A 13,386-nucleotide genomic window follows, 5' to 3' on the forward strand; every position below is an offset into this window, starting at 1 on the left:
TGACTGAAGTTAAGCATTGATTTTCATTCTTTCATCTGCTAACATATTATCATATTAGCGAACTAAAGGATTCGGAATTTTCCTTCAAACAATGCAACGGAGGTGCTCGGGTTGATGTTTATGTTTGAGAAACCGCACGGCATGAGAGATACACTGCCGGGTTTATACGAAACGAAAAAAAAGGTGAGACAATCGTTAACCGATTTAATAGATAAATGGGGATATCAATTTATGGAAACGCCGACACTGGAGTTTTACGATACCGTTGGCGTACAGTCAGCGATTGAAGAGCAGCAGCTGTTTAAGCTTCTTGATCAGGACGGCAAGACATTGGTGCTTCGCCCGGATATGACAGGACCGATTGCAAGGGTGGCGGCATCAAAGCTTCTGAAACACGATCATCCGCTCAGAGTCGGCTATGCGGCAAATGTATTCAGGGCTCAGGAACGCGAAGGCGGCCGTCCCGCCGAATTCGAGCAGGTCGGAGTGGAATTAATCGGTGACGGCACGACAAGCGCTGATGCGGAGGTCATTGCATTAGTAATCGGTGCGTTAAAAAGCGCCGGGCTTGCTTCCTTTAAAATTGCCATCGGCCACGCCGGTATTGCGGATGCCCTGTTTGTTGAGGTGCTCGGAAACGTTGAACGCGCTGATGTGCTGCGGAGGTTTTTATACGAGAAGAACTACGTCGGCTACAGAGAACATGTCAAGTCTCTCCCGCTTTCCTCCATTGATAAAAGCAGGCTGCTTGAGCTTCTTGAACTGCGGGGCGGTATAGAAGTTTGCGGACGTGCTGAGGAAATCGTCGATTCTGCACAAGGAAAAAGCGTGGTTGATGAGCTGAAGGCGCTGTGGGACATTCTTGAGGATTACGGATGTACGGAAAATGTCCGCCTTGATCTGAATATGGTTAGCCACATGAGCTATTACACAGGGATTTTATTTGAAGTGTACGCCGAAAATGTCGGCTTTGTCATTGGAAGCGGCGGCCGTTATAACAAGCTTCTGGGTCATTTTGATTCACCCGCGCCTGCAACTGGCTTCGGGCTTCGGATCGACCGGCTGATTGAAGCGCTTCATATGAAAGACGAACCTTGTGACATTGACGCTGTTATTTTCAGCAAAGAGCAGCGGGCGCAAGCCATCGCTTATGCGAATGAAGAACGTATGAAAGGGAACAAAGTGGTTCTTCAAGATTTATCGGGAATTGAAAATATCGATCAGATGACAAAATCTTTTGCAAACGTCACCTATTTTATCGGTGCCAGAAAGGAAGAGCAAAATGGGTAAGTTACTCACAATGGCGATGCCAAAGGGCCGGATATTTGAAGAAGCGGCAGGGCTGCTGCGGCAGGCTGGCTACAAGCTCCCTGAGGAGTTTGACGACTCGAGAAAACTGATCATCGATGTGCCGGAGGAAAATCTCCGCTTTATATTAGCTAAGCCGATGGACGTGACCACATATGTGGAGCATGGCGTGGCAGACGTCGGAATTGCAGGCAAGGATGTCATGCTGGAGGAGGAACGCGATGTGTATGAGGTGCTGGATTTGAACATCAGCAAATGCCACTTGGCAGTCGCCGGACTTCCGAATACAGACTGGAGCGGCGTAGCGCCAAGGATCGCGACAAAGTATCCGAATGTGGCTTCCAGTTATTTCAGAGAGCAGGGAGAACAAGTCGAAATCATTAAGCTCAACGGTTCAATTGAGCTGGCACCGCTTATTGGGCTTGCGGACCGAATTGTGGACATCGTTTCCACGGGACAGACGCTGAGAGAAAACGGGCTTGTTGAAACAGAGCACATTTGCGACATTACTTCTCGATTTATCGTCAACCCGGTAAGCTATCGCATGAAAGACGATGTGATTGACGAAATGGCATCCCGCTTATCTCTCGTAGTGGAAGGAGAAACGGCAAAATGAAGATCAAAACCATCAGCGGCGCTGAACGGCTTTCTCTGAAGCGGTCCATAGATGCCGGAACGGAAGAGCAAAGAAAAGCGGTTCGATCTATTATTGAAGATGTCAAAGCAAACGGTGATCAGGCGGTCCGCAGCTATACGGCGAGATTTGACGGCATCGAAATAGACAGCCCGCTGGTCACAAAAGAAGAAATTGAGGAAGCATACACCTTACTGGATTCACAGCTGCTTCAGGTGATTAGGCAGGCAATCGAAAATATTAGGGAATATCATGAAAGACAGCTGCAATCCTCATGGTTTTATCACAGAAAGGACGGCACAATGCTGGGGCAGAAAGTGACGGCGCTTGATTCCGCCGGCGTATATGTGCCAGGGGGAACGGCTGCATATCCTTCATCTGTTTTGATGAATGTCATTCCGGCGCTGACAGCCGGTGTGGATAGAATCGTTCTTGTGACGCCTCCGGGAAGAGACGGACAGCTATCTCCAGGGGTTTTAGTCGCTGCTGCTGAGCTGGGCATAAAAGATATTTACAAAATGGGCGGCGCTCAGGCGGTTGCGGCGCTGGCGTACGGAACCGAAACCATTGAGCCGGTAGACAAAATCACAGGTCCGGGAAACATTTATGTCGCGCTGGCCAAACGAGAGGTATTCGGCGATGTCGATATTGATATGATTGCCGGACCGAGTGAAATCGTTGTGCTGGCTGATGAAACAGCGATTCCGAGCGAAATTGCAGCCGACCTGCTGTCACAGGCGGAACACGATAAGCTCAGTTCGTGTGTGTTTGTCACAGATTCCATGGAGCTGGCCGAGGCGGTTTCAGCAGAGGTGAAGGAGCGGCTGAAAACCTTGCCGCGAAGAGAAATAGCGGACGCTTCAGTGAGTGATTACGGTTGTATCTATGTGGCGGAAACAATGGATGAAGCGATTGACACTGTCAATACGCTTGCACCGGAGCATTTAGAAATCATCACACAGTCTCCCGAAGCTTTGCTTGGCAGAATCAAACATGCGGGTGCAATTTTCCTAGGCAGATATAGCCCTGAGCCTGTCGGAGATTATTTTGCCGGACCGAATCACGTGCTTCCGACAAATGGGACAGCGAGATTTTCAAGTCCATTAAACGTAACGGATTTTCAAAAGAAATCGAGCATTATTTCTTACAGCCAATCAGCCTTTGAAGAACATGCCGAAAGCATCGCGGCTTTTGCCAGACTTGAAGGATTAGAAGCCCATGCCAGATCAATCGAAGCAAGAGAACGGAGGAATTCAAAATGAGAAAAGCGGAACGCGCAAGAAAAACAAACGAAACAGATATTGAGCTGGCATTCGCAATAGACGGTGAGGGACAAGTTGATATCAAAACAGACGTACCGTTTATGACGCATATGCTGGATTTATTCACGAAACACGGGCAATTCGATCTTTCGATTAACGCAAAAGGCGATGTTGATATAGATGATCACCACACGACCGAAGATATCGGCATCTGCTTAGGGCAGGCGCTGCTCGAAGCTTTGGGCGATAAAAAAGGAATCAAACGCTATGGATCGGCGTTTGTGCCGATGGATGAGGCGCTTGCTCAAGTCGTCATAGATTTAAGCAATCGGCCGCACTTGGAAATGCGCGCAGACTTCCCAGCATCTAAAGTCGGCACATTCGATACGGAGCTTGTACATGAATTTTTGTGGAAGCTGGCGCTTGAAGCACGGATGAACCTGCACGTCATCGTTCATTATGGCATAAACACCCACCATATGATTGAAGCTGTTTTTAAAGCGCTTGGACGTGCGCTTGATGAAGCGACTACGATCGATCCGCGTGTTAAAGGGATACCATCAACGAAAGGGATGCTGTAAATGATCGGCGTGATAGATTACGGAATGGGCAATTTATACAGTGTCTCAAAGGCGCTTGAGCGTGTCGGCGTGCCGTATTTTGTTTCTGAAAAGCCGGAGGAGCTGAAAGAAGCTGATGCCTTCATTTTGCCGGGAGTCGGTTCATTTGGAGACGCGATGGACAATTTGCGCAACGCGAAGCTCGATCAATTGATTCGCGATATGGTCTCAGAAGGAAGACTGCTTATCGGGATCTGCCTCGGCATGCAGCTTTTATTTGATCAAAGCGAAGAAAACGGGACCGCGTCAGGCCTTGGGCTGTTAAAAGGAAAAGCAGTCAGACTGAAAGCAGAAGACGAGGAAGGAAACAAGCTGAAGGTTCCGCATATGGGCTGGAATCGCCTTTCCTTTCATAACGAATCTCCGCTGCTGGCTGAAACAGAAGAAGGCTACGCTTATTTCGTGCATTCGTATTATATTGACGGGATGGAGGAGAACGCACTTCTGGCAAGCGCTGATTATGGTGTGCGTGTGCCTGCTGTAGTCGGAAAAGGGAACGTCTTCGGCGCCCAATTTCACCCGGAAAAAAGCAGCACGGTCGGAATGTCCATCCTAACCCAATTCACGAAAATGGCAGCAGAACAGAAGGTGAAAAAATGAGTGCTTTTACATTATATCCGGCAATTGATATGAGAAACGGCAAATGTGTCCGCCTTGTTCAAGGAGATTATAGTAAGGAAACGATATACGGCGATTCACCATACGACATGGCCTCGTTATTTGCGAGTGAGGGTGCCGAATGGATCCATCTCGTTGATCTTGACGGCGCAAAAGAAGGAAAAAGAGTAAATGACCGTCATGTGATCGAAATTTCGCAAAAGCTGGATCTGAAAGTGGAAATCGGCGGCGGGATCCGTTCCGAAAGTGACGTCTATGAATACTTATCAGCAGGAGTCGATCGAGTAATCCTGGGAAGTTCAGCTGTTTCTAACCCTCCGTTTGTAAAAAAAATGCTGAAACAATATGGCGAGAAAATTGCAATCGGACTGGACGCGAGAAACGGCTTTGTTTCAACTGAGGGATGGCTGGAAACATCAACCCTTAAGGCAGCTGAACTAGGCAAAGAGCTTGCCAATGAAGGAGCGGAAGTTTTTATTTTTACTGACATTGCGACAGACGGAATGCTGTCAGGCCCCAATATTGAAAGCACGGTCGAGCTTGCTAAGGAAACGGGGAAATCTGTGATTGCTTCCGGCGGAGTCAGTTCCGTCGCGGATCTTGAAGCCCTCGACCGCTGTCAGGCGGACGGCGTTTCTGGAGCGATCATCGGAAAAGCGCTGTATACCAATCAGTTTACGCTGAACGAGGCGCTTGAAAGGGTGAAACGCAAATGATCACAAAACGGATTATTCCATGTCTTGATGTCAAAGAAGGACGCGTTGTCAAAGGAATTCAATTTCTCGAATTAAAAGATGCCGGTGACCCTGTTGAATTGGCGAAAGTGTATGACCAGGAAGGCGCGGATGAACTGGTTTTTCTCGATATTTCCGCCTCGCATGAAGGACGAAAAACGATGGTTGATGTGGTGGAGCAGGTTGCCGCGAAGCTTGCGATTCCGTTTACAGTCGGCGGGGGCATCAATCAGCTCAGCGATATGAAAACGATTCTGCGTGCCGGCGCAGATAAAGTTTCTGTGAACACGGCAGCTGTTCTCCGGCCTGAGCTGATTACGGAAGGAGCCGAGTTTTTCGGTTCGCAATGCATCGTACTTGCCATCGATGCCAAGTATGACCAGGAATCTGGCACATATAAAGTCTACACGCACGGCGGCAGAAAGAAAACAGATTGGGAAGTCACAGCATGGGCAAAAGAAGGCGTCAAACGCGGCGCAGGAGAAATATTGCTGACAAGCATGGACTCTGACGGTGAGAAAAAAGGCTTTGATCACAGGCTGACAAAGCTTGTTTCTGAAACTGTCCCCGTACCTGTTATCGCCTCGGGAGGAGCGGGAAACGCGCAGCATATGCTTGAGGCTTTTACAAAAGGAGAAGCCGACGCCGCGCTGGCCGCCTCTATTTTTCATTATAAAGAAACATCAATGAAAGAAGTGAAATCATACTTGAAAGAGCACGGGGTGAATGTGAGATGAAACAGGCAGATGAACTGCGTTTTAATGAGGATGGATTAATTCCTGCCATCGTGCAGGATGCGGTAAGCAAAGAAGTGCTGACACTTGCCTATATGAACAAGGAATCGTACGAAAAAACGCTGGAAACGAAAGAAACATGGTTTTACAGCCGCTCGCGTCAAGAGTTATGGCATAAAGGAGAAACCTCAGGGAACACGCAAGCCGTTACGGGTATTCGGTATGACTGCGACCAAGACGCGCTGATCGTGCTCGTAGAACCGTCCGGACCGGCATGCCACACTGGCAGCTACAGCTGTTTTACAAAGGAACAAACAGAAGAACAGGCTGCGGGCCGATTCGACATCATTAACGAGCTGGAGCGCGTCATCGCGGAACGCCAAGCGGAAATGCCTGAAGGAGCTTACACCACTTACCTTTTCCGAGAAGGCGTCGATAAGATTTTGAAAAAAGTTGGTGAAGAAGCATCCGAAGTCATCATCGCCGCGAAAAACCGAGACCACGAGGAACTCAAATGGGAAGCGGCAGACCTGCTGTATCACCTGCTTGTCCTGCTCAGAGAACAAGCACTGACGCTGGATGATGTGCTTGACGTATTGAAGAAACGACATTCTGAAAAATAAGAGTAAAGAGCCGTTATCATACGGCTCTTTTTGTTTTATGAAAAAAGTAATAGGTATTTAGGTGCGCATGAGGTGTTTTGCATGATTAGTTAATAAAAGGAGAGTAAAACCAAGTCGGATTTCCTATTTATCCAAATTCCGCCATGTTGTAACATGGAAAAGGATAAATTAATCACTTATTAACCAGGTCAATAGAATTATTTTTAGAGTAAAAATAGAATGCTATTCTCACAAAACCCGTGGAGGTTCGTAATGAAAAAGATCATCTTTATTTGCTTCAGCTTATTACTTGCCCTGACAGGAGGATGCAGTATGAACGACAATGATAAAAACACCAAAAATGACAATACAGAAGCCGTAAAACCAAAAGATATGGATCCAAAAGACCTGCCGAAAGTTCCTGCGTTTCAGGACGAGAAAACGAGAGAGTACATGGTGTCAACAAAAGAAGAGGAGCCCGGGTATTATTTGCTTGAGTCTAAGTCGAAAGGATTTAGGATGTTGTTTCCGGAGGATGGGGAGTATTCAAGCTATTTGTCTAGTCGTGATGAAAATGAAGAAATCATCGCATTTGATAGCTATGAAAAAACAAAAAATAAAATGCTAAATGCACAAATAGAGTATTATCAAGGAGTAACTTTTATTAACAATCCTGAGACAATGCTAGACCAAATAAGTAGTGAAAATGGCTATAATGGTAATTTTGAAAAACTAGAGAACGAAGGTAAAGATATTTATATTGCTCACAAGAAAAATAATTTTGAAAATGATAAAAATAAATATAATTTTTCATACAGATACTTCGGTTATATTAAATCTACTGAGAAAGACCAAATAGGTATTGTGTTTTCGTTTATGTTTAGATGCCCAAATAATGATAAGCCTTGTACGTTAGATAAAGATAACTTAGGAGATCAGGTTAAAAAGTTCGTAAAATCCATCACCTTTTTAAATAAGGAGGGGTAAGATGGCTAACAATAATATATTTTCAAATGAAAATGTAAAACTGCGGTTAATAAATTTAGAGTATGATTATAAAAAAAAGTTTGCATCAAACAATCCTAAAGAAATAAAGGAAGCGAAAGCAGAATTTGAAACGGAAGTCCGCCGGATCTATAAAGAAGAAACTAATCAAAATCTTCCTGAGGATATTGAGATTTATACATCTAAAGAACTGATTAAGAAAAATAACCAAAAAGATAAGTCAATAAAAGAATCGGGTTATGATGGTACGGCAATATATATAAAAGATAGTGAAAACCAAATAGACCAACTTCATATTATTTCAGAAGGTAGTGCTGATAACGAGGATTGGTCTTATAATTTTTTTGGCCTCTTCTTAGGGATCGACAGTAGCCAATACAGAGCAACGAGAGAATTTACTAAGGAAGCAAAGAAAAGAGCTGGAAATTCTGATGAGTTACATACTTATGCTCTTGGGCATTCACTTGCAAATAACAACCAGGTAATGGTTCAGTTAATAGATGGAGAGTTTGATGAAGTATATGGGGTAAACGGTGCTCAGGTTAGTGTAAATCATTTGTTACAGGCTGATAAAGATTTACTTGATGCTATGATCAATAAATTTAATGTTCTGAACACTGAAGACCTCGAAAATGTCCCTAAAGAAGACCTTAAAAAAGCAATCACCAAATACTACAATGACAAAGGCGTAACAGCAAACATCACCCAACGCATCTCCAAAGATGACCCGCTTTATGGCGTTAGCGGAAAGGCTGATTTTATTACATTTGGCAATGTAAAGCTGAAAGATACAAACACGGATGTCAAAGGAATCAGAAGCATTATAGATAAGATTCCTGATGAGGAAGTCCGCTCTATCCAAACCTTTTTGCGAAAGTATTCGGAGGACTATAAAAAAGGTGGGCTAAACGGATTTGTCATGGCTTCAACTGGGATAGATGCAGAGCTTGTCGGCAGTATATTTAGTGCTGATGGAAATGTGGCGAAAGGGAAAATAGTGAAAGACCGGTTTGGTGATATACAGGTAATGGTTAAAAATATCGGGGAAAAAATGCCGGCCTTTATTAAATTCTTTCATACTATCTTGAATAATAGCGGGACATTTGTGGATCAGCTTAAAGAGAATGGGTATATTGATGAGACACAAAAGAAGAGTATCAAAAAACAGTTGAAAATTGTTAATAATAAGATAAGCGATATAGAAATTCAATATCAACAGTTAAAATACGCACTTTCTACTAATAATGTAGTTGCAATTGTTTATTATGTCTGTGAGTTAGTAGGCAGTGTTAAAGAATTAAAGGCGGCATTAGAAACACTCGACACAGAAACAAAAGACGCATTAAAACTCATCGTCGACGGCCACAGCATCGTTCAAATGCTGAACGCATTATCAAAGGAAAAAGGATTCAGCTATAAAGGCTCCGATATTTACTTTACAGGAAAGAGCGGCTCGGGAGAAACGATTAAGGTTAATCTCTCATCCGCTGTCAGAATCTATCAAAACGGTATGAAGCTCGTTGAAGATATGGAAGATGCGATTTCTCAGTACCAGAAGGTTTACAGTCAGGAAATCGATGAAGACTTCATAGATAAAAAACAGGCGATCATCACGGCTATTCATCATATGGAAGAAAATCCTTCGCATTATGCCTTCGATCTTCAATTCCGGCTTGCAGCCGGTTTCAGCCACACATTCGATAAATTGGAGAAAATCTCAGTTCATGAATCGTTCCACACAGGTGCGCTCCCTGCTAATGATGGAATTGTTGCTGAATTAAAAAAACAGGCAACAGAAAAAAGAGATTTCATCAAAAATATCCGCGAGAGTATTGAAAAGTTGTTTGAAAAAGAAGAAATGATTTCTCAGTTATTTGATTTTCAGCCCTAGGAGGAATATGAAGAGTGACTTCCTTATTTTCAGAAAGTGAAACAGAAATTGTATCAACCACCTATATGTTTCTTACCCAAGACGAAATGAAGGGGAAAGCAGGCAACCTCAATAAACCAATCAACGACATTCTAAGCCTGACAAAGAAATTTGAGTCTTCGCTAAAAGAGGAAATTAAAGGACAAAAAGGGTTGATTGTAAAAAAAATAAAAGAAGAGCTTGAATCAAAAAGCGAAAAACGAAAAGCTGCACTTCAAATGATAAAAGAAGAACATACTGCAAAAGTTGACCGGTACAAAATGATGATTGAAGACCTGCGAAAGCAGGATGTGACATTGACTTACAGAAAAAAGAAGCCTGTTAAAGGTGTCTAATATAAAAAATCTCCTATTCAAACAATGAGTGGGAGATTTTTATTTTCATCACGGCAAAAATATACTGAAAAAGTCTCTCTCCATTGATATGATTGAGAAAGAGTAAAAATCATCCTTTTGCTATGCCATTTCACCTTTCTGAACGCTGAAACAGGAGGAAACATATATGCCAACCAAGCAACAAAAATCTAAAAGTAAATTGAAACCCTTTTTTGCATTAGTAAAGAAGACCAATCCTTCTTATGGAAAGCTTGCTTTTGCGCTGGCCCTCAGTATTGTGACCACGCTGGTCAGCCTGCTGATTCCATTATTAACGAAGCAGCTTGTCGACGGATTTTCCATGTCAAATCTGTCAGGCACGCAAATCGGGCTGATCGCGCTAGTTTTTTTCGTTCAGGCCGGTTTAAGCGCTTATGCCACCTATGCGCTTAACTATAATGGGCAAAAAATCATCTCAGGACTGCGGGATTTATTATGGAAGAAATTAATTAAGCTTCCTGTCTCTTATTTCGATACAAACGCTTCCGGAGAAACAGTCAGCCGTGTAACGAATGATACGATGGTGGTCAAAGAACTGATTACAACCCATATCAGCGGATTTATTACAGGGATCATTTCTGTTATTGGATCACTGACAATCTTGTTTATTATGAATTGGAAGCTGACACTGCTTGTGTTAGTTGTCGTTCCGCTGGCAGCTCTTATTTTAATACCGATTGGCCGGAAGATGTTCTCCATTTCCCGAGAAACGCAAGATGAAACAGCCCGTTTTACAGGCTTGCTGAATCAAATTCTTCCGGAAATCAGACTCGTCAAGGCTTCAAATGCGGAGGATGTCGAATATGGGCGCGGGAAGATGGGGATTTCTTCATTATTTAAACTTGGAGTGCGTGAAGCAAAGGTTCAGTCGCTTGTCGGCCCGCTCATCTCACTCGTGTTAATGGCGGCGCTTGTGGCAGTTATCGGATACGGCGGCATGCAGGTGTCATCAGGTGAGCTCACCGCCGGAGCGCTCGTGGCTTTTATTTTATATTTGTTTCAAATTATTATGCCGATGGGCCAGATTACCACGTTCTTCACACAGCTCCAAAAATCAATTGGCGCAACAGAACGAATGATTGAGATTTTAGCAGAGGAAGAGGAAGATACAGTCACAGGAAAACAAATCGAAAACGCGCATTTGCCTATTCAGCTTGATCGTGTGTCTTTTGGATATAAGCCTGATCAGCTGATCTTGAAAGAGATCAGCGCTGTCATTGAAGCAGGAAAAGTAACAGCGATTGTCGGCCCGAGCGGCGGCGGGAAAACGACGCTGTTTAAGCTGCTTGAACGTTTCTATACTCCGACTGCAGGGGCCATCCGGCTGGGGGACGATCCAGTTGATACTTACTCGCTTGAATCGTGGCGGGAGCACATCGGGTATGTATCACAGGAAAGCCCATTAATGTCAGGAACAATCAGAGAAAATATTTGCTACGGGTTAGAACGTGATGTTACAGATGCCGAGATCGAAAAAGCCGCGGAGATGGCATATGCGCTCAATTTTATAAAGGAGCTGCCGAATCAGCTTGATACAGAGGTGGGCGAACGCGGCATTATGCTGTCAGGCGGACAAAGACAGAGAATTGCGATTGCGAGAGCGCTTCTTCGTGATCCGAGCATTCTTATGCTCGATGAAGCCACCTCAAGCCTCGACAGCCAATCTGAAAAATCAGTTCAGCAGGCACTGGAGGTGCTGATGGAGGGCCGCACAACGATTGTCATCGCCCACCGCTTATCTACTGTTGTAGACGCGGACCAGCTTTTGTTTGTTGAAAAAGGAGAAATTACCGGGCGTGGAACACATCATGAATTAATGGCTTCCCATGATCTTTATAGGGATTTTGCTGAACAACAGCTGAAAATGAACGCAGATTTAGAAAACAAAGCCGGGTAAATTTTGGTCGAATCAGCCAGTAAAAAGCGGAGGGATTTTCCCAATCCTTCCTTTTGAACTATTGAGGGGCTTATGATTTATGGTATACTACTGACGGTAATATTGTATAAAACGGAGGGTAGTTGTGGGAAAACACACTTCTGAACATAAAAATCACGCACAAATTGTCCAGCTGCTTCAAGATGGACAATATTTTTTTCATAAAGGCTTGAAAGCGTATAAAGAGCGCAATCTGAAACGGGCAAGCAAACTGATTCAGCGCGCTGTTCACTTGGAGCCGGAGGATTCAGAGATGCTATCGCAGCTTGCGGTCATTTATTCAGAAATGGGCCAGTATCAAGAGTCGAACGATCTTCTTGATTATATCATGGCAAATCTGGAGGACGAAATGCCGGAGTGCCATTACTTTAAAGCGAATAACTTCGCCCATCTGGGGCTCTTTCAAGAAGCTTATAAAGAAGCGGCCGCTTATTCAGATGCGGATCCGGACGGTGAGTTCGCCGAAGAAAACGATAGTCTGCTTGATTTGCTCGATTTAGGAGACGACGGCATTGAGGATTCGTTGTATGATCAGGATGAACTGCTGATGAAACAGGATCGGGCAAAGTCATTGCTGGAAAGCGGCCAGCTTGCTGAAGCGGTTGCGGCGCTTGAGGAAATCACAGCAGAATATCCGGAGCTTTGGTCAGCATACAACAATCTGGCGCTTGCCTATTTCTATTCAGGAAACGTTGTAAAAGCGAAGCAAACCGCTTATGAAGTGCTTTCTCATAATGAAGGAAATCTTCACGCCTTATGCAATCTTCTTGTTTTCTACTATTATGAAAGAGAAGACGAAAAAGTGGCGGAATTGAGTGATCAGCTTTCTAATGTATATCCGATGCTGTTGGAACAGCGCTATAAACTGGGGGCCACTTTGGCGCTTGTCGGCCGTTACGAGATCGGATATAAATGGCTCAAATCATTATATAAAACCGGTTTTGAAGGTGACGATACATTCTTTTACTGGCTCTCGTGCTCCGCTTATTTTACGGGCCATACCGACTTTGCCGAGACGATCTGGAGAAAAGTCGAGTCGCAATATCCCGGAGAAGACCGCCCGGCTCCCTGGATTGAGCGGAGGGAAGCTCTTCCTTCATCTGTGGAACAGCGTCTCGCAGCCTATTATATCAGCAGCACAAAGGGAGAAACGGAGCATCTTGAAGCGGTGATACGCTCAAAGAGAATTACCGCTTCTTTCGAAAATCATTTTGTTAAGCTGCTGTTGAATGGAGATTCCGCGGCTGCTGACGTAACAGAGGATGCACTTTTTGCTTATCAAACCGTCAAATTATTAGAGCAAGCTGAAAAAGAAGAGATGAAAACAGAAGTCATGAGCTGCTGGGTATTCCATGTCATCCAGCAAATCCGTGCAGCCGCTCCGTTGAAAAATGAGAGGGGCTGGGCAGCGGCGATCTGTTATATTTGGAAAGAAGCCCACGGCAAGCATGACACGAAAAAAGACACAGCGGCCCGATTCGGCATCTCTCCGGCAACTTTGACGAAATATATGAAATATATTGATGATATTCTAGAATAAAATATTTTGAAGAGTCGATTTGTAGAATCGACTCTTTTTTCGTTTGATAGATTATATTAAGAAAATAATATCGACAGTTTTTTTACTCG

At 44.3% G+C, this 13,386-nt stretch carries 13 protein-coding genes; all 13 read left to right on the forward strand.

Annotated features, from left to right (window positions below; all coding sequences use genetic code 11):
* Positions 1–114: 114 nt before the first annotated feature.
* The gene (locus AC0C66_RS11515; RefSeq protein ID WP_061187850.1) at positions 115–1,290 is read left to right on the forward strand and encodes an ATP phosphoribosyltransferase regulatory subunit; all 1,176 of its coding nucleotides are present in this window, start codon (positions 115–117) and stop codon (positions 1,288–1,290) included.
* Positions 1,283–1,924 (forward strand): ATP phosphoribosyltransferase, encoded by a 642-nt coding sequence (hisG, locus tag AC0C66_RS11520; RefSeq protein ID WP_041521078.1) that lies wholly within the window; start codon positions 1,283–1,285, stop codon positions 1,922–1,924. Before AC0C66_RS11515 ends, hisG begins: the two co-directional genes overlap by 8 nt.
* Positions 1,921–3,204, forward strand: a complete 1,284-nt coding sequence (gene hisD, locus AC0C66_RS11525) for a histidinol dehydrogenase (RefSeq protein WP_014115297.1) — start codon at positions 1,921–1,923, stop codon at positions 3,202–3,204. Before hisG ends, hisD begins: the two co-directional genes overlap by 4 nt.
* Positions 3,201–3,785: an imidazoleglycerol-phosphate dehydratase HisB gene (hisB, locus tag AC0C66_RS11530; RefSeq protein WP_461845757.1), complete on the forward strand. Its 585-nt coding sequence runs from the start codon at positions 3,201–3,203 to the stop codon at positions 3,783–3,785. Before hisD ends, hisB begins: the two co-directional genes overlap by 4 nt.
* Positions 3,786–4,424 (forward strand): imidazole glycerol phosphate synthase subunit HisH, encoded by a 639-nt coding sequence (gene hisH / locus AC0C66_RS11535; RefSeq protein WP_072182569.1) that lies wholly within the window; start codon positions 3,786–3,788, stop codon positions 4,422–4,424. It abuts the gene before it with no gap.
* Entirely contained in the window at positions 4,421–5,158 is a 738-nt protein-coding gene (gene hisA / locus AC0C66_RS11540) for a 1-(5-phosphoribosyl)-5-[(5-phosphoribosylamino)methylideneamino]imidazole-4-carboxamide isomerase (RefSeq protein WP_472973584.1), read from the forward strand. Before hisH ends, hisA begins: the two co-directional genes overlap by 4 nt.
* Positions 5,155–5,913 carry an imidazole glycerol phosphate synthase subunit HisF gene (gene hisF / locus AC0C66_RS11545; protein WP_268391713.1) on the forward strand — a complete coding sequence of 253 codons (759 nt, stop codon included), beginning with the start codon at positions 5,155–5,157 and terminating at the stop codon, positions 5,911–5,913. Before hisA ends, hisF begins: the two co-directional genes overlap by 4 nt.
* Complete coding sequence (gene hisIE, locus AC0C66_RS11550) at positions 5,910–6,533, forward strand: bifunctional phosphoribosyl-AMP cyclohydrolase/phosphoribosyl-ATP diphosphatase HisIE (RefSeq protein WP_242734197.1); 624 nt, start codon at positions 5,910–5,912, stop codon at positions 6,531–6,533. The genes hisF and hisIE overlap by 4 nt, the downstream gene beginning before the upstream one ends.
* 252 nt (positions 6,534–6,785) lie before the next feature.
* Complete coding sequence (locus tag AC0C66_RS11555) at positions 6,786–7,499, forward strand: lipoprotein YvcA (protein ID WP_472973585.1); 714 nt, start codon at positions 6,786–6,788, stop codon at positions 7,497–7,499.
* A gap of 1 nt (position 7,500) precedes the next feature.
* Positions 7,501–9,408, forward strand: a complete 1,908-nt coding sequence (locus tag AC0C66_RS11560) for a DUF6792 domain-containing protein (RefSeq protein WP_461845756.1) — start codon at positions 7,501–7,503, stop codon at positions 9,406–9,408.
* A 14-nt stretch (positions 9,409–9,422) separates the two neighbouring features.
* Complete coding sequence (locus tag AC0C66_RS11565; RefSeq protein ID WP_014115289.1) at positions 9,423–9,782, forward strand: hypothetical protein; 360 nt, start codon at positions 9,423–9,425, stop codon at positions 9,780–9,782.
* Positions 9,783–9,948: 166 nt separating this feature from the next.
* Positions 9,949–11,718, forward strand: coding sequence for a multidrug resistance ABC transporter ATP-binding protein/permease BmrA (bmrA, locus tag AC0C66_RS11570; RefSeq protein ID WP_072182990.1), 1,770 nt, complete (start codon positions 9,949–9,951; stop codon positions 11,716–11,718).
* 124 nt (positions 11,719–11,842) lie between these two features.
* Positions 11,843–13,297 (forward strand): tetratricopeptide repeat protein, encoded by a 1,455-nt coding sequence (locus AC0C66_RS11575; RefSeq protein ID WP_472973586.1) that lies wholly within the window; start codon positions 11,843–11,845, stop codon positions 13,295–13,297.
* Positions 13,298–13,386: the final 89 nt, after the last annotated feature.

The organism is Bacillus sp. VA13 (assembly GCF_055710085.1).

What these genes read in the sequence shown, in the direction of transcription:
- hisF (WP_268391713.1), top strand. Translation starts at nt 5,155, where the DNA reads ATGATCACAAAACGGATTATTCCATGTCTTGATGTCAAAGAAGGACGC.
- bmrA (WP_072182990.1), top strand. Translation starts at nt 9,949, where the DNA reads ATGCCAACCAAGCAACAAAAATCTAAAAGTAAATTGAAACCCTTTTTT.
- hisH (WP_072182569.1), top strand. Translation starts at nt 3,786, where the DNA reads ATGATCGGCGTGATAGATTACGGAATGGGCAATTTATACAGTGTCTCA.
- AC0C66_RS11560 (WP_461845756.1), top strand. Translation starts at nt 7,501, where the DNA reads ATGGCTAACAATAATATATTTTCAAATGAAAATGTAAAACTGCGGTTA.
- AC0C66_RS11555 (WP_472973585.1), top strand. Translation starts at nt 6,786, where the DNA reads ATGAAAAAGATCATCTTTATTTGCTTCAGCTTATTACTTGCCCTGACA.
- hisIE (WP_242734197.1), top strand. Translation starts at nt 5,910, where the DNA reads ATGAAACAGGCAGATGAACTGCGTTTTAATGAGGATGGATTAATTCCT.
- hisA (WP_472973584.1), top strand. Translation starts at nt 4,421, where the DNA reads ATGAGTGCTTTTACATTATATCCGGCAATTGATATGAGAAACGGCAAA.
- hisD (WP_014115297.1), top strand. Translation starts at nt 1,921, where the DNA reads ATGAAGATCAAAACCATCAGCGGCGCTGAACGGCTTTCTCTGAAGCGG.
- hisB (WP_461845757.1), top strand. Translation starts at nt 3,201, where the DNA reads ATGAGAAAAGCGGAACGCGCAAGAAAAACAAACGAAACAGATATTGAG.
- AC0C66_RS11515 (WP_061187850.1), top strand. Translation starts at nt 115, where the DNA reads ATGTTTATGTTTGAGAAACCGCACGGCATGAGAGATACACTGCCGGGT.
- hisG (WP_041521078.1), top strand. Translation starts at nt 1,283, where the DNA reads ATGGGTAAGTTACTCACAATGGCGATGCCAAAGGGCCGGATATTTGAA.